Genomic DNA, 21,866 nt, shown 5'->3' on the forward strand with positions numbered 1-21,866 from the left:
AAAACACAAAATTATGGACTGTAAGAAGAATATTTTAAGATTTTGTGTTGTAATTCTATTAGGTCAAGTAAGCTTTGCACAAGAAAACAAAGAACTCCCTAACATTGTGCTGATCAATGCGGATGATCTTGGTTATGGTGATTTAGGTTGTTATGGAGCAACAAAATTACAAACTTCAAACATTGATAAATTAGCAAAGGAAGGACGAATGTTTACAGATGCGCATTCAGCCTCTTCTGTTTGTACGCCATCACGATATGCACTACTTACAGGAGAATATCCTGTTAGGCAAGGAAATTTATATAATCCTATTTTTCTTAAAGACAAACTAGTAATAGATACCGAAAAGGAAACATTGGCTTCATTACTAAAAAAAGTAGGTTACACAACAGCATGCATTGGAAAATGGCATCTTGGTTTTGGAACAGCAAAGCCAGTAGACTGGAATAAAAAACTAGCTCCTGGTCCTAATGAATTAGGCTTTGATTATTACTACGGTGTTCCTGTTGTGAATAGTCATCCTCCTTTTGTATATGTTGAAAATCATAATGTAGTTGGACTTACAGAGGACGACCCATTTGTGTACGGAAAAAAAGCCAAAACAAAAGAAATTTTCGAGAAAATGAATTTAGATGATATTGGAGGAGCAGATAAGGCGCATGCACTATATGTTGATGAAGAAGTTGGTATTCATTTAAAAGATAAAGCACTCGGTTGGATGAAAGAGCAAAAAGATAAACCATTCTTTCTATATTTTGCTACAACCAATATCCACCATCCTTTTACACCAGCACCACAATTTGTAGGTACGAGCGGATGTGGCTTGTATGGAGACTTTGTTCATGAGTTGGATTGGATTGTTGGTGAGGTCATGCAGACTTTAAAAGAAATGGGAGTAGCTGAAAATACTTTGGTAATATTCACCAGTGACAATGGAGGAATGTTTAATGCCACTGGACAAAATGCTTGGATACAAGGGCATAAAATGAACGGTAATTTGTTGGGGTTTAAGTTTGATGCTTGGGAAGGTGGCAATCGCATTCCATTAATCGCTCATTGGCCTAGTAAAATAAAAGGGGGAGAGGTATCTAATCAGTTAATTTGCAATGTAGATATGCTTGCCACTTTCGCAGCACTTACTGGGCAGAAATTAGCTAAAGGGCAAGGACAGGATAGTAGAAATATGTTAGGAGTAATTACAGGACAAACAAATAAGCAAATAAGAAATGAACTGCTTTTGGCTCCTAAAAACCGTTCTCATCTTGCCATTCGAAAAGGGAAATGGTTGTATGTAGGTGCTAAAGGAGGTGGAGGTTTTACTTCTAATAAGCAAGGCACACATGGTTTTGGAGGTCCTGCGGCTATATCTTTTGCAGAAGAATTTAATACCGATATCGAAAATGGAAAAATTAAAAATGAGGCACCTCCAGCACAACTTTATAATCTTAAAGATGATATTTCACAAACTACTAACCTGTATTTAAAATACCCTGATGTAGTGAAAGAAATGCAAAATATGTTAGACAAATACAAATAAGATGTAAACAATAAATAATCAAAGTGAAAAGTCTAATAGTATTCCTTACCGAATTTTTGTTATGAGAAATCAAGCCAAAAAAGAAATTACTATTAATACAAATTAAAAATAGATATAAAAAAGCATAAGATGAAGATAGTACAAAGGTTAAGTATTCTGATATTAGTTACAATATTAAATGTAAATACAGGTATTGCTCAAAACAAATCACAAAAAGACAAACTTTCAGATGATGAGCGTATGGCGTGGTGGCGCGATTCAAAATTTGGAATGTTTATCCACTGGGGTGCTTACTCTATAATTGGTGGAGAACGTGGTACAAAAATCGCAGGCGGTGGTGCAGAATGGGCAATGGATAAATTAGATTATACAATCGAAGATTACGAGAAGTTTCCTAAAATGTTCAATCCGCAATTATTTGATGCGGATGCTTGGGTGACTATGGCAAAAAATGCAGGGATGAAGTATATCGTACTTACTTCAAAGCATCATGAAGGATTTGCACTTTGGGATTCGAAGGTGTCTAAATATGACATCATGGATACAGCACCTTTTAAGCGTGATATTGTTAAGGAACTAGCAGAAGCTTGTAAAAAACAAGGCATAAAATTCTGTTTGTATTACTCTATAGTAGATTGGCATCATCCACAAGCGCAAGGAAATTTGTATCCAAACTATAACATTTCTCAGCATGATGACCCATCAGTTGTTAATCCTGATTTCCCAAAATATTATCAAAATTACATGAAGCCTCAAGTGGGTGAATTGTTGAAGAACTATGGTGATATAGGTGTTGTATGGTTTGATGGTGATTGGATTTCAGATTATACCACAGAGATGGGTAAGGACCTTTACAAATACATCCGTGACATTCAGCCCAACACTATTGTGAACAATAGAGTAGATAAAGGAAGAACCGGTATGGACGGAATGAATAATAAGCCAGGTCAATTTGCAGGTGATTTTGGTACTCCAGAACAAGAGATTCCAGATACGGGAATTGACACAGATTGGGAAGCTTGCATGACTATGAACGGAACTTGGGGCTATAAACCATCTGATAACAAATGGAAAAGTAGTGAAGATTTAATTCAGAAATTAGTAGATATTGTATCAAAAGGAGGTAACTTTTTATTAAACATAGGCCCTGATGGTTTCGGAAGATTTCCGGCAGAAAGCATCAGACGTTTAGAAGCGATGGGTGAGTGGACAAAGAAAAATGGAGAGGCTGTTTATGGCGCTTCTGCAAGTCCTTACGAAAAACCTTCGTGGGGTCGATATACCAAAAAAGATGGAGTAGTGTATGCACATGTATTTGAATGGCCAAAAGATGGATTACTAAAACTTAACAAAGAAATCAAAATTAAAAAAGCAACAGTATTAACAAATCCGAACACTGTTTTGAAATCGATTGCTACTTCTGCTGAGGTTTTATTAGACATTCCTATGTTGGCACCCGATGCTACTGTAACAGTTATTAAAATTGAGTTGGCTAAATAAGATACTTATTATAAAACTCTATTTAGTAATAAATAATAGGTGCATTTTACTCTAAACTCCGTAAATTGAAAGCTGAGGAATCATAGATTAGAAATTTAGTAATGATACTATTTTAAAAAAAATGGTAGAAAAGAAAAGAAAATGAAAATATTCGAAAAGTCAGTAGTAGTCGTTTTACTAGCTGTTGTTCAATTTAGTCCCGTGTTTGCGCAAACGAGCGGTGAAGTGAAAAAAATATCAGATTCAGAGCACTATCTAGAAATGGCTGTATGGACAAAAGATAATAAAGAAGCTTTTGAAGGAGTAACAATAGCTCCCTACGAAAAACCAAACTGGGGATATTACACTCAAAAGGGAGATTTTGTCTATGCACATGTTTTTAACTGGCCAGCAGATGGAAAGTTAATTATTGATAGAGAAATGAAAGTTAGAACAGCTTTCCTCAATTATGGAGAGAAAAAATTAAGTACCAAATTAATATACGGTAACTTAACTGTAGCATTACCAACAGAGGCACCAAATAAGGTTGCAACGGTAATAAAAATTGAATTGACACCAACAGAAGATTGGGCAAATTTTGACCGTTATAGAAAAGCGAATGCCAGTTTGAAAGCACCTTCTAAAAATGAAGATAGGGTAGTTTTTATTGGTAACTCAATTACCGACAATTGGACTAGGGATCACGGTGTTTTTTTCGAATCAAATCCTTCTTATGTAAATAGAGGAATTAGTGGGCAAACATCGTCTCAAATGTTATTGAGATTTAGACCAGATGTAATCGATCTGAAACCGAAAGTAGTAATCATCTCTGCAGGTACAAATGACATTGCAGGGAACAGAGGTGTTATGAAGGTCGAAGAGATTGCTAAAAATATCTTTTCGATGGCAGAGTTAGCCAAACAAAATAATATCAAAGTGATATTAGCTTCGGTGCTGCCAGCTAGTAGTTACTCTTGGAGTCCATCTGTTGAGCCTGCTGAGTTAATTGTAGCACTTAATAAATTAATTAAATCATATGCGTCATCGAATAATTTAATTTATTTAGATTATTATACGCCAATGGTAAACAAAAATAAAGGATTGAAAGAAGAAATAGGTAGAGATACCGTGCATCCCAATGCAAAGGGCTATGATATTATGGAACCATTGGTTCAAAATGCCATAAGTAAAGCTTTAAAGAAGAAATAGTTTGCTATATGTAATTAATAAAGCTCCAACTATCGAGAATTTTTCTCGACAGTTGGAGCTCTTTTTATTTGGATTCTAAGCAAAAAAGTCAGGGATCGAAACTAAACGCAAACCCTGACTTTTTTTAAATACTGTTATGAGAAAAGTCAATTTCGATGCAAGTCGTTAGCCCGCTATTTTAACAGCTAATGATATTTAAAAAACTTGTTTTTATACTTTGAAAACAAACTTTTATAAACCTTATAAATTATAAAGCATTACTTAATTAAAATTTCCATCTCACAAATGCTTCCATTGCGGCATAATGAGAGAGTCCTAATAATTTGTATAAGTCGGCAGTTTCTTTGTTTCTATCTTCTGCACGTTGCCAGAATTCTCTACTATCTGCACCTTGAAAAACGACACCATCTTTTTGCGATTGGTGTTTGAAGATTCCTTTACGTTTCTCTAATACTTGATCTGGTCCCATTGGGATTGCCATTTCGATTTCGTCAATTCCCCATTCTTGCCAAGCACCTCTGTACAACCATACCCAGCAGTCGTACATGAATTTTTTAGATTTCAATTTTAAGACCGCTTCAAATATAGCATCCAAACATACTTTGTGTGTACCATGTGGATCGGCTAGATCACCAGCAGCAAAAATTTGATGCGGCTGAATTTTCTCGATCAGATCCATTGTAATTTTTACATCTTCTGGCCCCAATGGTTTTTTCTCAATAGTACCCGTTTCATAAAAAGGTAAATTCATGAAGTGGATCTGAACATCAGGAATACCGATGTAATGACAAGTAGCTCTTGCTTCTCCTTTTCGAATAATACCCTTAATGTAACGTACCTCTGGAATATCAACTTCGCTATTTTTTTTGTTTTTCAAAAACTTCTCCGCTTTTTTATAGATAGTATCTGCAGCTGTATTGTCGATACCAAATTTCTCGTTGTAGTCGCATACAAAACTTGCAAAACGCAACGCCTCATCATCTGCTACGGCAATATTACCCGATGTTTGGTAACCAATATGTACCTCATGCCCTTGCTCGTGCAAACGCTTAAAAGTTCCTCCCATACTAATGATATCATCATCTGGATGCGGACTAAAAATAAGAACTTTCTTTTTGGCAGGTTCCGCACGCTCTGGACGATTGGTGTCGTCGGCATTGGGTTTACCCCCTGGCCATCCTGTAATGGTACTTTGTAATTTATTGAATATGGCAATATTAATGTCATAAGCAGGTCCTGAATCGGCCAATAAATCGCTCATACCGTTCTCGATATAATCGGCATCAGTCAACATTAAAATAGGCTTCTTTAAATAAAGTGCCAATCCCAATACTGCTTTTCTAGTCAATTTATCAGACCAAGTTATTTTCTCTACTAACCAAGGCGTGTTGATGCGCGTTAATTTTGACGCTGCCTCTTTGTCTAATACAAATGTTGCATTGTTGTGCTCTTGCAAGAAAGAAGCAGGAACCAAATTGGTAACCGATCCCTCTACAGAATCTTTGACGATATTTGATTTACCTTCACCCCAAGCCATAAGAATAACTCTTTTGGCTTCCATAATTTTTTTGATTCCCAAAGTAATGGCAGTTCTCGGTGTTGTTTTTAAACCACCAAAATCACCACTAGCCGCAACTCTAGTAATATGATCAAGAGCGACCAAACGCGTTTTGGAGTTTTGAAGCGAACCTGATTCATTAAAACCAATATGTCCGTTTCCACCAATTCCCAATACTTGTAAATCGATTCCACCCAAGGCCTCAATTTTTGCTTCATACATACTGCAGTACTCAGAGATGGCATCTTTTGATAAAGTACCATCTGGAATGTGATAATTTTCAGCAAGAATGTCTACGTGGTTAAACAAATGTTCTTTCATAAAACGAACATAGCTATTAATGGAATCAGGTTCCATTGGGTAATACTCGTCAAGATTAAAAGAGATTACGTTTTTAAAACTTAATCCTTCTTCTTTGTGTAAACGAACCAATTCTGCATAAAGTCCCTTTGGAGAAGAACCTGTTGCTAATCCTAAAATGCAAGGTTGTCTTTGATCTTGCTTAACGCGTATTAAATCTGCGATTTCTTTGGCAACTGCTTTTGAGGCGCTAACAGAGTTTTCAAAAACTATCGTCCCTGCGTTTTCAAACCTTTTTTCAAAACTGGTAGATTTGTCTATTGTGCTTTGTAACATGATTTTTTAGTTTTTAATTATATTTTTTTTATTTGTAGTAATTTAATTTCTAGACCAACTTTTATATTTGTGTCCCCAAATTGCAAAGAACAAAATGAAAGCATAACACGGAATCAAGATCCAGTAACAATGTGTGGCTGCCGTAGCTAGAGCATCTGTTTCATTTATTCCTTCGGCCATAAGTTCCAATTTATTGGCATCTACCAATCGTCCATACAAGGGTGGAATGATCGCTCCACCTGAGATTGCCATAATTAGTAAGGCAGAGGCTATTTTTGTAAATTTACCTAACCCAGCCAATGTAAGAGGCCACACTGCTGGCCAAACCAAAGCATTTGAAATACCCAATGCCGCTACAAATAAAACAGAAGTAAAGCCTGTAGTAAATAATATGCAAGTACTAAATACAATTCCTAGTGAAGCACTTATTTTAAGCGCTGTCCCTTGTTTTAAAAACTTAGGAATTAATGCTACTCCCACGATATAAGTACACACCATAGCAAGTAGTGTTAAGGTAGTAAAGAATTTTGCGTCTGCAGCAGGAAAGCCTAACGAAATTCCGTAAGCGATAATCGTATCACCCGCAATCACTTCAACACCTACATAAAAGAACAAAGCGATTACACCAAGCCATAAATGGGGGAACTGAAAAATGCTTGTTTTTGCTGTAACACCTTCTTTCACTTCTTCCTCTTCTGGGGCTTCTACATTTGGTAAGGGTGCTTTTCGAATTAAAATAGCAAGTACAATTAACACGAGAGCCATAATCAAGTAAGGCACAAAAACACTGTCGGCCATTGTATTCAACAGCATGTCTTTTTCTTCTACAGAAGCCGTTGCCAATTTCTCTTTGACTTCGTCAATACCAGATAATAACAAAGCACCAAAGATTATAGACCCCAACGCGCCTGCTACTTTGTTTGCAATTCCCATGATAGCGATACGCTTAGCACCACTCTCCATAGGCCCTAAGATTGTTATGTACGGATTGGAAGCGGTTTGTAACAATGTCATCCCAACTCCTTGAATAAAAATCCCAGTCAAAAACAACCAATACGTTCTAGCTTCGGCTGCAGGAATAAATACTAGAGCACCAAGGGCCATGATAAAAAGACCAAGTGACATTCCTTTTTTGTATCCTACTTTGGATAAAATATAAGAGGCAGGGATAGCCATCACGACAAACGAAATATACGAAGCCGAAGCCACGAGATACGACTGTGCATCGGTGAGTTCATTGATTGTTTTCATGAACGGAATCAAAGCTCCGTTGATCCAGGTAACAAACCCAAAAATAAAAAATAGTCCTGCTATGATAAGAATTGGAACCAAATTATTCTTTTGCGATGCTGTACTTTGAGTGTCTGTCATAGGAAATAAATTTTTTATGAGTTAGTGTAATTATTGCATTTAATTTTGAGTATAAATTTGCTTTCCAGATTTAATGACACTCACTATGATTATCATATTATTTACAATTTTAAATAATACAAAATCATCAGAGCAGTCGGCAACATTAACCATTCGTTTTGGGCATGTTGATGCCAAAGACCAAGCTGTAGCTAAATTTAGTAGGGCACTTGAATATAGTTTATTGATGCAATCTAATAAAGAGACTGCTGAGCCCGCTAAGATTTTGTTATTATCAAAAATAGAAAGTCGACCACCCTGTTCCAAGGTGACTTTTCCGCCTATATGCGAATGATATACGCCAGGATTCATACCAGCAAACATGGTCGAATCACTAACCAAGATGACTTGATTATTTTTGGCTGCGAGCACTATTTTTAAAAAATTATCAGGCAAGTGATAACCATCTGCAATGATACTTGGAGTTAAATTATTATTTGCTAGTTGATCAAATATCAAATTGGAATTCCTGTGCAAGGATAGGGGAGCACCATTACCCAAATGGGTAGACATGCTAGCGCCTGCATCAACAGCTGCTTTAATCTGTGCACCGCTTGCTACAGTATGTCCTATGGAAACAACAATATTATTGGCAACGCATTTTTCTATAAACTCAACTGCATTATCCCATTCTGGACTTATAGTAATAATTTTAATTCGATTACCAGATGCTTCTTGAAATACTTCAAATAATTCCCAGTCGGGAGCTTTTATGTATTCTTTAGAATGTGCACCAGATGCCTCTTTTACTGCAGAAATAAAGGGACCTTCTAGATGGATACCACTTACGTATGAACTAATTAAGGCGCTTTGCAAACACAGCTGATTGATGTTTTGCAAAAGGCTGATAATGTTAAAATCGGAATTGGTAATGACAGTAGGAAAGAAAGACAAAATACCTTCCTTAGCCAGATTATGAATTACAGTAATAAAATCTTCTTGGAGTATAGGAAAGGTATTAAAATCAACTCCAGAGAAACCGTTTATCTGAAGATCTAATAAGCTAGGTCCTATAAAAAGAGAAGCATCAGTTTCAAATGTGGTTTTCGTCTTCGAGATAACCAAATTGTCTTCAACTACAACTTGGATTGATTCGTTTGTAATACAGTCAGTGCAATTAAATGATTGTTTCATTCTACTTTATTTCAATGGTAAATAACTTATTCTTTTCGATCTATAGCTTCCAAAAGTTCTAGAACCTCTGGAGCTACTTCTTTTTTAGGATTGATAAAACCAAGTCCAACATATAAAGCAAATGACACGATAAGCGGTAAACTTATTTCTAATGCAAATGAAATATCAAACGAATATATTTTCTGTAAAGCAAAGCATAGTAAACCTCCAAATATTGATACCAGAGCAGCAGTAGAGCCACTTCTTTTAAATATAGGCAGCATACCCAAAAGCATTGGTATAGCGATAGGTCCTACAAGAGCAGCAAACCAGGTAACGATAAGTCCTAGGATACCTCCAAAAGATTCGTATTGGGTTGCAATTACTATTGTGAAAAATATAAATATAAAAGTCACTTTTCGAGCCACTTTTAAAGGATTTGAGATTGTAGTAATATTATATCTCTTTTGGTATACAGGTAAGATGTCACGAGTAATTACGGCAGAGATAGTATTAGCATCACTTGAAGTCATCGACATCGTCGTGGCAAACATTGAAGCAAGAACCAAACCAACCATCCCTTGCGGTAAAAGGTTGATTGTTAGTAAACCATACGATTCTGTTGGGTTGGCTAAGTTGGGTAATAAAATTGGTGCTGCCCACATAGGAAAAAATAAAATCAAAGGCCAGATCAAAAATAAAACTCCAGATAATATTGCAGCTTTCTTTGTATTGGTTTCATCAGGTGATGAGATGTATTTGGTGGCTAAGTTCCATGTACCTCCATTATAGCTAAGCATATTAATGAATAAGAATGCGATTGCAAACCCAACAGTATATGGTCCAGTAAAAAAGTCGCTATTCTTTGCAGGTAATCGGTCCCATACAGTCACTACAGAATCAATACCGCCTAACCTAGAGATTGCAGCAAGGAACATCGCAATACCTGCTCCGATTTGTACTATAAACTGAACAAAATCGCTCACCGTTACTGCCCAAAGACCACCGATTGTAATGTAAACGATCGAAATCCCTCCAGAAAATAGCACTCCGTAAAGAATTGGTATTCCTGTAAAAACTTTTAATAAAATTGCTATTGCAGCCCATTTTGCTGCTACGTCAAATAATTTTAAAATAACACCACTCCAAGCAATAACTTGCTGCGTTTTTATACCATAACGAACCGATAAATATTCTAATGGGGATTGAATGTTTAGCTTTTTACGCAAGCGCACCCAACGTACAGGAAATATTGTTACTGTAACCAACATAGAGATTCCGACAGTTAAAGCCCACCATACATAAATAGAAAATCCCTCGGTATAGGCCAATCCAGCGTAGGCAACAAAAACGGCCCCGCTATAACCGGATACATGATGAGAGATTCCAGATAACCACCAAGGCAAACTACCACCCGCGGTAAAATAATCATCTGAATTTTGATTTTTATAATGTCCCCATAAACCTATAGCAAGCATTAGGATAAAAAATATAATAATTACAATCCAATCTAATAAGTGTAATGTCATGATGGTTTCTTTTTTAATTCAATTTTGGTTTTGGTAAAAGCGGTAACGTACCTCAAAAATAGAAAAAAAAATAGATTAAACGATAATAAATAAAAAAAGAATTATAAATATTTAATAATATTTATAATTCTTTTTTGTGAGAATGTCTAAGGGCATGATGATTTCGTTCTCAACCGCCTTTTTTAGTATGAGGTTTTCAAACAGTTTGTAGACAGCTTGATAGCCTTGCTCCTCGGGTCGTTGACAAATTAGAAAATCGATTATTTCTTTTTCTAGGTATTCAATATCTTCCTTAAAAAAGTCATATCCTATGAGGTAGATTTTTTCACCGGCCCGTTTCTCAAGGTAGTTGGCAATGTGAGCAACTTTGGAGTTGGGAATAAATACACCTTTAATCTTAGGGTTTTCCTTTAATGTTTGCGTTAAAACGGTGTCAATCGTATCTTCATTAAAATCGGTAATAACTAAGGTTCTGGTAGTTATAAGGCTCTTTTTTTCTTGTAGGTATCCATTAATACCATTTTCTTTGAGGCCAATTATATCCTCGGTGTCCATGGTGTCTTTTAAATGTAAAATTAAAATCTCACCCTCGTCAAAACAATAGTTAAATAACTGTGCCGCCAATTCACCACTCTCATATAGAGGTTGTTGAATACTACAGAGAGCATCCATTTTTCGAATATTCGAATCAATAAATACGCAGGGACGTTCTTTTTCTTTGCAGTCTTGGAGTAAAATCTGAATTTCATCAGCAAATTTTGATGTCAATATTAAGCCCTGGATGTCACTATTGATCAGTTCTAAAATTTTCTTTCTAACCTCTTTACTATTGTCTTGTTTAAAAGTAAATGTTTTAATCTTAATGCGATACTGCGCTAATTCTTTTTGGGCTTTTATTATTCCTTGTAATGGAAACTCCCAGTAACCAGAACTTTCAGAAATATCAGGAATCAAAACTCCTATGATGGTCTTCTTGCTCTTGGATAAGTTACTAGCCATAATATTAGGCTTGTAGCCCATTTTTTCAATTACTTTTAATACCTTTTCTTTTGTTTTTATACTTACTCCTGCGCGATTGTGTATGACGCGGTCAACAGTTGCCAAAGCAACGTTGGCTGCTTTTGCAACATCTTTTATTCCTATGATTTGATCTTCATTATCCATATTCACTTTTTTAACATCAATCTAATAACGTCTATAATTTTGTAAACGCTACATGATTGTTTTTCCTCAATCTACTATTTTATAATTGAGCTATTAAATGCAATAAAATCTTTTTTGCCGTAATATAAATATAAAGTTTAAATTTTGCCGACTATTAGATCGGTAAATTTCGTTTATCTCAATAAATTGCAATTAAAACTACAAAAGTATAATTAATTTACGGTAACGCAACTCAACTTTAGAATAAAAGAAAGATTTTGTAAGCTCAGAAAAAAAGGGATGCTTATCTTTGAGCTTCAATATAGAAAAGATAATTAGAATAAATAGATCGTGAAAAAGTACCTAAAAGTTCCTAATCTGAATTCGTCGTTAGACAATGAAATTAATCTAGAGCATTTGTTAGAAAAAGCAAATTATCAGTACCTCGATCAAAAGCCATGGGGGAATGTTGATGATGCGATTAAAGTTCGTTTTAAAATTGCACATGGCAATAATGCTATTTATTTGTACTACGATATTACCGAGCCCGAAATGAAAGCAACCTATTTGAATCACAATGAAGCAATTTGCAGAGATAGTTGTGTAGAATTTTTTATTGGGTTAGAAGGGGAAACTAATTATTACAATTTTGAATTTAATTACCTGGGCTCTTGTCTTGCCGCTTATGGGGAGGATCGTTATGATCGAAAGCGTATTGATAAAGGTACAATAGATTTAATTGAAGTTGAAAGTAATAGTAAAAGGATTAAACAAGGAGAACGCACATTATTTAATTGGGGAATATTTATTAAAATTCCGATTGAAACTTTTGTCTTTAGTGAATTGAAAACATTTGCTAACACTGCAGCAAGGGCAAATTTTTATAAATGTGGCGATGATTTATTGCAACCTCATCACATCACGTGGAGTCAAGTACAGTCAGATAAACCAGATTTTCATTTACAATCTTATTTTGGTGATATAGTATTCGAATAAAATGCTGCCACTATTAAATTGAACTTTGAATTTTATTTTTAGAAAATAATTACAATGGCTATAAAACAAATAAAAAGACCTGATAGTTTTTAATTATCAGGTCTTCTCTTTTTAATTTAATTGAAATTAGTGTGGTATTCTATGCCTAAAAGTTCCCATCGCTTTTTGTAATTATTTAGGGATTCTGTAAATAATGTAAAATCTTTATTTTCTTTTGATGTCCATCCCACCTCAGCGTAGGCCGCAATCCTAGGGAAGACTTGTTTGTTCATTTGCTGCACTTCAGGAATCCATTCGCTCCACATTTGACAACCAGAACCCAGTATTTGCTTGTTGTATTTCTCATCCATTCCTTCAGGGATTGGGTCAAAGGAGTATGCTTTAGATAGTGGTAAGTTTTCATAATTATAATCTAAGTAGGTCATAGAGTGCAATGAATTAACGATATCATACCCTTTTGAAACGGCTTCATTAACGAGTTCAATATTCCCTTTCCAAAAATGAACAATTGTAGATTGAGCTAACTTTTCCTTTAATTCCACCTCTTCTTCATTTTCCCATTCCTCATGAACATTAGTTCCTAAAATTTCATTCCACCCCATCATGCGGTGCTTCTTTTTTTCCATGAATCCAGAAATCTGATTGGTAAAAAATAATTGCAGATCAGCAGGAGATGAAAGCCCTTCTTTTTTGATTTTATTCTGAATAACTTCTGAATTTTTCCAAACGTCAAACATTACTTCGTCACCACCAATATGGACTACATTACCTGGAAAAAGTTCAAATACTTCTTCGAGAACATCAGTTAAGAATTGATATACTTTAGGATCTGCTACATTAAAAGAATCGTCTAGTTTACCAAAAGTTTGAGGTACTTTATTCGAAGCTCCCAAAATTCCGAGCCATGGATAAGCAGCAATAGCAGCCATTGCATGACCAGGCATCTCGATTTCTGGAACAATTAGAATTTGTCTTTCTTGTGCATAAGCGATGATATCTTTGATTTGTTCTTGTGTGTAAAATCCTTGATGAGGATAGCCATATCGATCTTCACTCTTTCTACTTAACTGCGTATCTTCTCTATACCCTCCAATTTTGGTTAAATTCGGGTATTTTTTTATTTCGATCCTCCAACCTTGATCATCAGTAAGATGCCAATGAAAAACATTCATTTTAAGTAATGCCATTTGGTCTAGTAGCTCTTTTACGACCTCAGTACCTTTAAAATGTCTTGATTCATCTAGCATAAATGAACGCCAGCCAAAGCGAGGTTTGTCTGCAATTTCTAGTTGTGGAATTTGAATTTTTTTTGTCGCATCCTTGTTAAATTCAAAATCAGGAGGTAACAATTGCCTTAATGATTGAATACCATAAAATAATCCAGTGTTTGAAGGTGCCTCAATTACGATTTGTTTTTTAAGAGTTTTTAATCGGTATCCTTCTTTACCTAATTCGGATTCAAGATCAGAATTAATTTTTAAAACTATCCCATTACCTTTTTTGTTAATTGAAGGTTTTTTATCGAAAGCACTTTCTAAAATTACTGCTAGGTAATTAGCTTGATCTTCTGATATTTTATCCGAGACGATAGCTGTTTTACTATTTATTTCAAAGAAACCCTTCCCTACATTGACCTCCATGGGGCGGGGGATGATGTTAACCTGTGCATTGACAGCAGTTATTGAAGCGATAAAAAACAGCGTTAAGATTTTGAATGTATTCATATGTATTGGTGCTTGAGATTATTGTTTAACTTATTTCAGAAGTTGTTAGAGCTATAAGATGTTACTTTTTGAATAGTATTAGTATAGAAATATACTATTGACCTTATCAAAATTACTACAATATTTAATTTGCGCAAACGTTTGCATAACTATTTAGTTTTTTAAATCTCATTTTTGAGAAATATTTATTTAATTTGCTTTATTTTATAATAAAACATTAAATTTTAGTACGATTTCGTTTTACAAATACTAAAATGGTTTAACTTTAACAGCAAACGTTTGCTGTAACAAATATGAAGAACACTAGAATTACCCTAAAAGATCTAGCCAAAGAATTAAATCTATCTGCATCTACTATCTCTAGAGCTTTGGTTAATCACCCTGCAATTAGTGAGGCTACCAAAAAAATCGTTCAAAAGAAAGCAGATGAACTGGGTTTTATTCCTAATTCTATCGCTGCTAGTTTTAGAATGAAAAGAACGCAAACTATTGGTGTTATTGTTCCAAGGATAGACATTCATTTTCATTCTCTTGTAATAAGTGGTATCGAAGAATTTGCTTATAACAATGGTTATAACGTTACTATTTTTCAGTCTAAAGACTCTTTGAAAAGAGAAAAGGAAATTATTAAAATTCTTCAAAATAAAATGGTTGACGGTGTAATTGTCTGCTTGGGTATCGAAACTCAAAATTGTGATCATTTTAAAAAAATTAATAAATCGGGTATTCCACTTGTTTTTTATGACAGAGTCCCAACCGACTTTGATGCAAATAAAATAGTGATAAATGACTTTGAGTCGGCTTATCTAGCAACAGAACATTTGATTAAAAATGGCTGTACAACTATTGGTCACATCTCAGGAAGTCAAACTACAAATATTTTTAAGGCTCGTCTCGAAGGTTTTAAAGCAGCACTAAAAAAACACCATTTACCTATTGAAGAATCTCTGATATTATTCACAAAAAACCTTACTTACGAGGAAGGTGTGGCTTGTGCTGAAAAATATTTAGAAAGTCCGTTAAAACTCGATGGCGTATTCTGTGCTAATGACTATACTGCTGTAAGTGTTATTCAAGTATTTCGAAAAGCGGAAATAAAAATCCCTGAAGAGATTGCTATCGTTGGTTTTAGTAATTATCCTATTTCAAGAATTATAGAACCTCATTTGACGACTATTAATGACCGCGCATTCCAAATGGGAGAGGCGGCCACTAAACTTTTAATTCGTCAAATCGAAGAGAAAGATGATGATATAAAATCGGAAACGATCACTCTAAAAACAGAATTAATTGTTCGCGAATCTAGTTCCAGAAATTAAGCAACAATTTCTTTTTACTTCAGTTTTGATAGGCGATCGTGTAAAACGTGAACAGCTTGCACACGTAATTCATTTTGTTCCTTTAGTTCTGAATCATACAAAAACCCTTTATTTAACTTAATAAAACGCTTGTCTAATTTCTTTGCGTCAGACAATACAACTTCTAATTCTTTCATTAATTGCGGTGCCTGACTGCTAGTAAATGACGTCGAATTGTATTTGGATTCTACTTCTTTAAAATCAAGATAATGTATTCTTAAGTCGGCCATCAATTTAAATTGGTCCAATTCTGCTTTATGTTGTTTTGTATTCAAATCAAATAATCCGGTTCTTACCGCATTGTATTTTTCTTTAATTGCTGCGACACTCTCACTTTTTGCAGGTTTACCATTACTAATTAATTCTGGATCTGCCGATAAAAAGTCCCATAGTTTTAAACCTTCATTGCTAGATAATCCAAATCGACTTTGTGCATAATCAATCACAAATTCTTTTGGTTGAATAGGTTCTTTTGAACTAATTGCTTTTGCATAGCTCGCCATTAATACTCGAAAACCAGAAAGTGGATAAGTATTCCTTATTTGTACCATATCTATCACGTCATACCCTACATCCCAAGTAAATCCATAGACTCCTGTTGTTGACCAAGAAGTTAATACCATTCCCTCGTATCCCGCTTCGCGCGCATAAGGAATGAACTCTTGTTGGTTTTTAAAATGTGTTGTCCAGTCGGTTACAAACCAATTGTCTGGATGGCATCGAATAGCAGGAGCACCCCAAAAAGTAAAACCCATTTCTTGTAATTTTGGTATGTCGCCAAAGTGATTGATCTTCCAACCGTAATTCCAATCTATAAAAATGGTTTCCTTTGGTAATTCAGCAGCAGCTTCAGGATACTTCAAAATGATGTCTGCCCACATTACAGGTTTTTTGCCCAATTCGATTACAATTTCGGTGATCATTTTCATGTAATCAACAAATAGCTTAGATTTACCTTCTTGTTTTACTTTTAACTGGCACTTTTCACAATGCCCCAGTAAATAGGTCTCGTCTCCGCCTATATGTATGTAGTCAGAATTATGAGTGGCTACCAAATCTGTAAATAAATCTTTGAATAGCGTTTTGCTTTCTAATGCCTCCATAGGACACAACTGCGAAATATCTTTTTTATCTTCCTTTAAATTACTGTACCTCGGATTTCTTAAAATATATTCTACGTGTCCCAAACTTTGCTGCAGAGGAACAACTTTAATTCCTAAGTTGTCACAATAGGCAACGAAGTCCTTCACTTCCTCGCGGGTGTAGGAGTATTCATTTGAGATTACAGCATGTTTCTGGTAAGGATAAGTACCTTCCCATTCCATAATCAACGTATTAATTCCCATTCCAGATAATTCATCTGCTAGTTCTTTTAAAGCTTGAGGAGTCATCACTTGTATTCTCAAATCCAGATGAAAACCCTTAACTTTAAAATCGGCGTCAGAACTTACAGACTGTCCTTGTGTTTGAAAAGAGTTTGTAAGTGCAATGGCGATTACGAAGAAAAATTTTAAAATGTTTTTATAATGCATCATGACTTTAGTTACTGTTTTTCTTTTGTATAAAATTTTGCTTGTTCTAAAATAGGTCTATCTAAATTAGAATTTTTTATTGACTATACCTTATGTAATGATGCAACTTGCTTGTACGCTTCCTCATCAAAATAAAACTTACAGTCAGGATGCGTAGTCAAAATAGAGGCAGGGCAGGAGGTACTTATCGGTTCTGTGAGGGTGTTCTTTACCGCTTCACTCTTATTAGCTCCTAGAACTACGCAAAACAAATGCGATCCTTTAAACAAAGTTGGTATTGTAAGTGTAATAGCTCTTTCTGGCACTCTTTCCATCGACTGAAAACAACCATCATTCACTTGTTGTATGCGGCATGCATCATCAAGGTCGACCATTTTTACAATCTTCGGATCGTTAAAATCGGCTACGTGAGGATCATTAAAAGCCAAGTGTCCATTTTCTCCGATACCTAAACATACGATATCAATTGGACCTTGTTGTAACAGTTGAGTGTATCTCTCTATTTCCTGATCAACATCATTACTTACATCAATGGTATGCTTTTCTACGGCTACTTTAGAAAAAAGATTAGCATCTAAGTAAGACGAAAACAATTGCGGTGAACCTGGATTTAACCCAATATATTCATCCATATGAAAAGCAACTATTTTTTTCCAATCGATCAATGTAGACTTTGTTAGATAGTCTAACATGGAATCTTGAGAGGGTGCGGCTGCAAAAACAATTCTAATACTGTCTTTTGTTTTTAATAATTCAATTATACAGTCCTCAACCGCTTTTCCTGCAGCAATACCTGTTGTACTTTTGTTAGAAAGAATGTTTATATTCTGTTTAATATCTGGCATTTTTTTTATTTTCTTAATTATTGATTGAACCTCATTTTATCGAAGTTCCGTTTGGGCTTGTAAGAAATGCTGGCACTGCAATTTGACAGTGCCAGAAATTCTGAATTTGCATTTTATTTACTATTAGAGAATCTCTACGTGGTCGATGATCATCTCTGCTACTTGATTGTTTGAAGGTGCATTCCCTCTAAACAACCATAAGTTTATTTTTAAGTTTTCTTCATTCTCCGGTGGAATATCGTTACCCGTGTAGGTCCAAGTATTAATTACATCGTCTGCTATAGGTTGTAATGTATGTCCTTGATAACTACCAAACTCAATACTCTTGGGCTGCCAAGAAAAAAAATGTGTCGACAAATCGTTTTTTAACTTTAAGTCATATCGCGATTTATTACCGGCTTTATCGGCAGGTTGTATAGCAAATTGTGAATCTTGATTCTCTGGTTTAGACCATTTCGAAAATTCGATATCAATCTCTTCACTATCATTTTTATAAGTAAAAAGTCCACCAACAACATTCTGATCCAATTGATCTACTCTACTAGCAACGTAGAAAACGTACTTTTTATATCCTTGAGAGCGACGTAATGTTACTCCAGAGCAATACCATTTTCCGCCTTTATTCACAATCTTCAAATGCAAACGCCCTTGATTGTCTACCCAAACATTTTCTTCAGAATCTGAAAAATAATTTGGTCCTGGTCCTTGCACACCTTCATCTGAAGTCCGAACAATCCATTCGTATCCCGAGAAGTTTATAATTCTCGTACTTATTATTGGGTCTGTAGTATCTTCGTAAGCGCTTGAACAAGAGCTTAAAAAGAAAGATTGCATCATTAAAAGAAATAGAGGTATCAAAACGGGTCGTTTAATATTTGTTAGAAAATGAGTCTTTACAGGGTGATTGATCATCAGCTTATTTTAATGTGATAGAAACATCGAAGTTGCTTAATGTAGCACCACCAATATCCTCAGCAGATAAAACAATTTTATCCTGCGTTCCAGAACCATTGTTGATGTAAATAACATTCATGACATTTATATCTTCCTGAGTAATTTTATCTCCTACTTTTAAGATACTAGCTCCCTTAACCAACCAACCATATTGTGGTAAGCTCATTATTGTGAATTTAATATCAGCAGCAGTTGCTCCACCAACTTCTAAAGTCGATTTATTGAAAACAAATGTTTGTCCTTGGTCTAAAGTGATTCCGGTATTGGTATCCAAAGTCAAAACAGATGTACCAGATGATATTCTAGCGATCAACATCGGTGCAAGTTGTCCTGCCGTATTTTGTATCGAATGAAATTCATCTGTTTCATTACTTCCTGCTTGACCATCCAATACCAATGAAATCTTTTGTTTCTTAGGTAATGATTTATAGTAGTCAATCATACTAATTGAAAACTTGGTAAGTTTTGAAGTTTTGATACTTGAAACTTTAGGAGTCGATGGTAATTCGGCATTATTAAATGTCAAACCCGTTTCTGTCCATAATGTATCTTTAATAGCAAATACATTTAGATCTACGCCATATCCGTGGGTAAAACTAACTGCTACTTCCAATTTTAGGTCCACAATATTTCCCGCTTTCTTAAAATTTTTCAAGTCATAAAGTAGATAAGCTTTACGATCATAATCACCATTGTTGGTCACATTTTTGATCTTCAGTAATTTGTCGTTTCCAAAATTTTTCCCAGATGAGCTACCACCATTAATGTAAGTGTCTTGAGCTGCATATATGGTATCATATTGTATCGTAGGATCTGGTGTGCTAGATACAGTCGACAGTGCAGAGAAAAATACTGTAGAGTACAATACATGAATTACGCCATTTGTAGCTTTTAAGTTTGAAGTTACAATAGGCCATTGTTGGCTAGTTCCCTCATTTACATATCCTGTAAAATTGCTACTATGAGATAGAAACATGGTTTGACCATTTTCTGCAGTGTAGGCAATAGGGTTATTGTTTGCAAACAAATCAGGATCGTCAAAAGAGACTCTACTTTTTACCACATGATATTTAAGCATGTTTCTTAAAATCGCTACCGGTACTTCTGATAGGTTAGAGTAAGAGTTTGTTTGTAGGTATTTTTTAAAAGCTTGATTTGTTGGTGCTATAAATGTTCTATCCGTTTCTGTTTCATACAAACTTTGAAGACCAGTTAATGTTATCGCTTCTTTAAATGAAGTCAAAGAGTCATGCTTCTGAATGTATTCCCATGCATTTATCCCTAGATTCCCACCTGTTTCTGATCCTTGATAATCAAAATTCTCTTGTATTTCGCAACTAGAAAACATACTGATTGCGACTGTTAGTAAAACTCCAATCGCAGAGTACAAGGTTAATTTATTTTTTTTCATCTTTTCTAGATTTATATTTTAATAATTGTTTGAAGTATCTTGAACTTATCTGTAAAAAATATTTTGTACTAAATTTGGATTTCTGTCAAGCGCATTTTGCTCGATTGGCCAAACTAAATTATCTTCATTACTGATACCATTTATTGGGTTCATTACCGAAATGGCTTTTCCTGTTCGAACTAAGTCAAACCAACGATGTCCTTCAAATGACAATTCAATTGATCTTTCATGAAGTATAGCCGATTCTAAGTCACCGTAAGCAGTAATGGCCGCTGCTTCATTTGCAAATTCTGTAATTCCTGCTCTTTTTCGAATAATATTCAGCAAACGAATAGCTTCTGTTTTTTCATTCAATTTATTATGAGCTTCTGCTTTCAGTAGTATGATATCGGCAAGTCTTGCAAGAACGATATTGTTCCCAGATGCTTCAGCACTTTCGTCATTAAAACCTTTTCCAAAAAACTTCCATATTTTTCTAGGGTCAGAATTTGTAGTGTCGTAGATTAAATCTTTACGTAGGTCATTTTCTTCAAATGAATTTCTAAAGGCGATACTAGGGTAGTAGTCACTATCAGATCCTATTGCGTACAATACTCTAAGAGAATTGGTTTGTACTTCATTATATCCTAGTTCGAAAATGCTTTCATTCGAATAACCTGCACTAAAGATTTTATTCCAGTCGGTAATAGCTACAAGAGAGTACAAACTATTATTAAGCACTTTATCGGCAGAAAGAATAGCATTTGCATAATCTTTTCTCCACATATAAACTTGCGTCAATAACGCATTAGCTCCACCTTTTGTAAATAAAATGCGTGAACTAGTTCCTGTGAAATTATCTCTACAATTTTCTGATGCAAAAACCAAATCACTCACAATTTGATCTAAAACAACCTCTTTATTTGTTGTGGGAATAAAGAATTCTTGATTAACACTTTCATAAGGTTCTGTAACCAATGGTACATCACCCCAAACTCTCACCGCATAGAAGTAAGATAAAGCTCTTAATGCTCTTGCTTGCCCTATCAATTGCAAACTAAAGTCATTTTCACTTTCGAAAACTAAAGGAACGTACTTGATAGCATAATTGGCACGACTTATAGTAGTGTATAAATTATTCCAGCTCGAAGAGTTTATAGACGGACTTAGCGTGTTTTGTTTTAAAATAGAAGGGTCGCCAGAGTGAGTCGTTTGTACAGCATCTGCTCTTCCTTCGCCCCAATAGGCAAAGTTGGTACGAAAGGCACCTTGAGCAGCATCATATATTCCATATACTCCAGCTTGAGCGTCACTTGATGATTTATAAAATCCTTGTCCAGAAAAACTGCTTACAGGGTCTTTATCTAATATTGAGTCAGAACACGACATGGCCGTCAATGATACAATAGATGATAGTATGATTTTTTTAAAATTTCTCATTTTTTTCATTTTT

Annotated in this window: 16 protein-coding genes; 5 read left to right on the plus strand and 11 right to left on the minus strand. The window is 35.0% G+C overall.

Going from position 1 to position 21,866, the window contains the following annotated elements:
- Positions 1-13 precede the first annotated feature (13 nt).
- The 3 genes from LXH21_RS11535 (at position 14) to LXH21_RS11545 (ending at position 4,225) form a co-directional block, all read left to right on the plus strand.
- A complete protein-coding gene (locus LXH21_RS11535; RefSeq protein WP_239865978.1) occupies positions 14-1,537 on the plus strand; it encodes a sulfatase family protein in 1,524 nt (507 codons plus the stop codon).
- A 129-nt stretch (positions 1,538-1,666) separates the two neighbouring features.
- Entirely contained in the window at positions 1,667-3,037 is a 1,371-nt protein-coding gene (locus LXH21_RS11540) for an alpha-L-fucosidase (protein WP_239865979.1), read from the plus strand.
- A gap of 141 nt (positions 3,038-3,178) precedes the next feature.
- Entirely contained in the window at positions 3,179-4,225 is a 1,047-nt protein-coding gene (locus LXH21_RS11545) for an SGNH/GDSL hydrolase family protein (RefSeq protein WP_239865980.1), read from the plus strand.
- A gap of 265 nt (positions 4,226-4,490) precedes the next feature.
- Here LXH21_RS11545 and nagB read toward each other — a convergent pair whose 3' ends face one another.
- The 5 genes from nagB to LXH21_RS11570 form a co-directional block, all read right to left on the minus strand.
- The gene (gene nagB, locus LXH21_RS11550) at positions 4,491-6,419 is read right to left on the minus strand and encodes a glucosamine-6-phosphate deaminase (protein ID WP_239865982.1); all 1,929 of its coding nucleotides are present in this window, start codon (positions 6,417-6,419) and stop codon (positions 4,491-4,493) included.
- Between the two features lie 42 nt (positions 6,420-6,461).
- Positions 6,462-7,790, minus strand: coding sequence for a sugar MFS transporter (locus LXH21_RS11555; RefSeq protein ID WP_239865984.1), 1,329 nt, complete (start codon positions 7,788-7,790; stop codon positions 6,462-6,464).
- Positions 7,791-7,829: 39 nt separating this feature from the next.
- Entirely contained in the window at positions 7,830-8,963 is a 1,134-nt protein-coding gene (locus LXH21_RS11560) for an N-acetylglucosamine-6-phosphate deacetylase (RefSeq protein WP_239865986.1), read from the minus strand.
- A 26-nt stretch (positions 8,964-8,989) separates the two neighbouring features.
- Positions 8,990-10,471 carry a sodium:solute symporter family protein gene (locus tag LXH21_RS11565; RefSeq protein WP_239865988.1) on the minus strand — a complete coding sequence of 494 codons (1,482 nt, stop codon included), beginning with the start codon at positions 10,469-10,471 and terminating at the stop codon, positions 8,990-8,992.
- Between the two features lie 111 nt (positions 10,472-10,582).
- Positions 10,583-11,635, minus strand: coding sequence for a substrate-binding domain-containing protein (locus LXH21_RS11570; protein ID WP_239865990.1), 1,053 nt, complete (start codon positions 11,633-11,635; stop codon positions 10,583-10,585).
- 330 nt (positions 11,636-11,965) lie between these two features.
- On the opposite strand from LXH21_RS11570, the gene LXH21_RS11575 reads away from it, so the two are divergent.
- Positions 11,966-12,610 (plus strand): carbohydrate-binding family 9-like protein, encoded by a 645-nt coding sequence (locus LXH21_RS11575; protein ID WP_239865992.1) that lies wholly within the window; start codon positions 11,966-11,968, stop codon positions 12,608-12,610.
- Positions 12,611-12,726: 116 nt separating this feature from the next.
- Here LXH21_RS11575 and LXH21_RS11580 read toward each other — a convergent pair whose 3' ends face one another.
- Positions 12,727-14,334, minus strand: a complete 1,608-nt coding sequence (locus LXH21_RS11580) for a beta-N-acetylhexosaminidase (protein WP_239865994.1) — start codon at positions 14,332-14,334, stop codon at positions 12,727-12,729.
- Between the two features lie 293 nt (positions 14,335-14,627).
- On the opposite strand from LXH21_RS11580, the gene LXH21_RS11585 reads away from it, so the two are divergent.
- On the plus strand, positions 14,628-15,653 hold the full coding sequence (locus LXH21_RS11585; RefSeq protein WP_239865997.1) for a LacI family DNA-binding transcriptional regulator: 1,026 nt from the start codon (positions 14,628-14,630) through the stop codon (positions 15,651-15,653).
- A 14-nt stretch (positions 15,654-15,667) separates the two neighbouring features.
- Here the strand turns inward: LXH21_RS11585 and LXH21_RS11590 are convergent, their stop codons facing one another.
- From LXH21_RS11590 to LXH21_RS11610, 5 genes are all read right to left on the minus strand, one after another.
- Entirely contained in the window at positions 15,668-17,227 is a 1,560-nt protein-coding gene (locus tag LXH21_RS11590) for a family 20 glycosylhydrolase (protein WP_239865999.1), read from the minus strand.
- An 80-nt stretch (positions 17,228-17,307) separates the two neighbouring features.
- Complete coding sequence (locus LXH21_RS11595) at positions 17,308-18,069, minus strand: 6-phosphogluconolactonase (RefSeq protein ID WP_239866000.1); 762 nt, start codon at positions 18,067-18,069, stop codon at positions 17,308-17,310.
- 123 nt (positions 18,070-18,192) lie between these two features.
- Entirely contained in the window at positions 18,193-18,981 is a 789-nt protein-coding gene (locus LXH21_RS11600) for a glycoside hydrolase family 16 protein (RefSeq protein WP_239866002.1), read from the minus strand.
- Positions 18,982-18,985: 4 nt separating this feature from the next.
- Positions 18,986-20,434: a CBM96 family carbohydrate-binding protein gene (locus tag LXH21_RS11605; protein ID WP_239866004.1), complete on the minus strand. Its 1,449-nt coding sequence runs from the start codon at positions 20,432-20,434 to the stop codon at positions 18,986-18,988.
- 45 nt (positions 20,435-20,479) lie between these two features.
- Entirely contained in the window at positions 20,480-21,853 is a 1,374-nt protein-coding gene (locus tag LXH21_RS11610) for a RagB/SusD family nutrient uptake outer membrane protein (RefSeq protein ID WP_239866006.1), read from the minus strand.
- Positions 21,854-21,866 lie beyond the last annotated feature (13 nt).

The sequence above is a fragment of the Flavobacterium algicola genome, assembly GCF_022399565.1.
In the GTDB taxonomy this organism is placed as follows: domain Bacteria; phylum Bacteroidota; class Bacteroidia; order Flavobacteriales; family Flavobacteriaceae; genus Flavobacterium; species Flavobacterium algicola.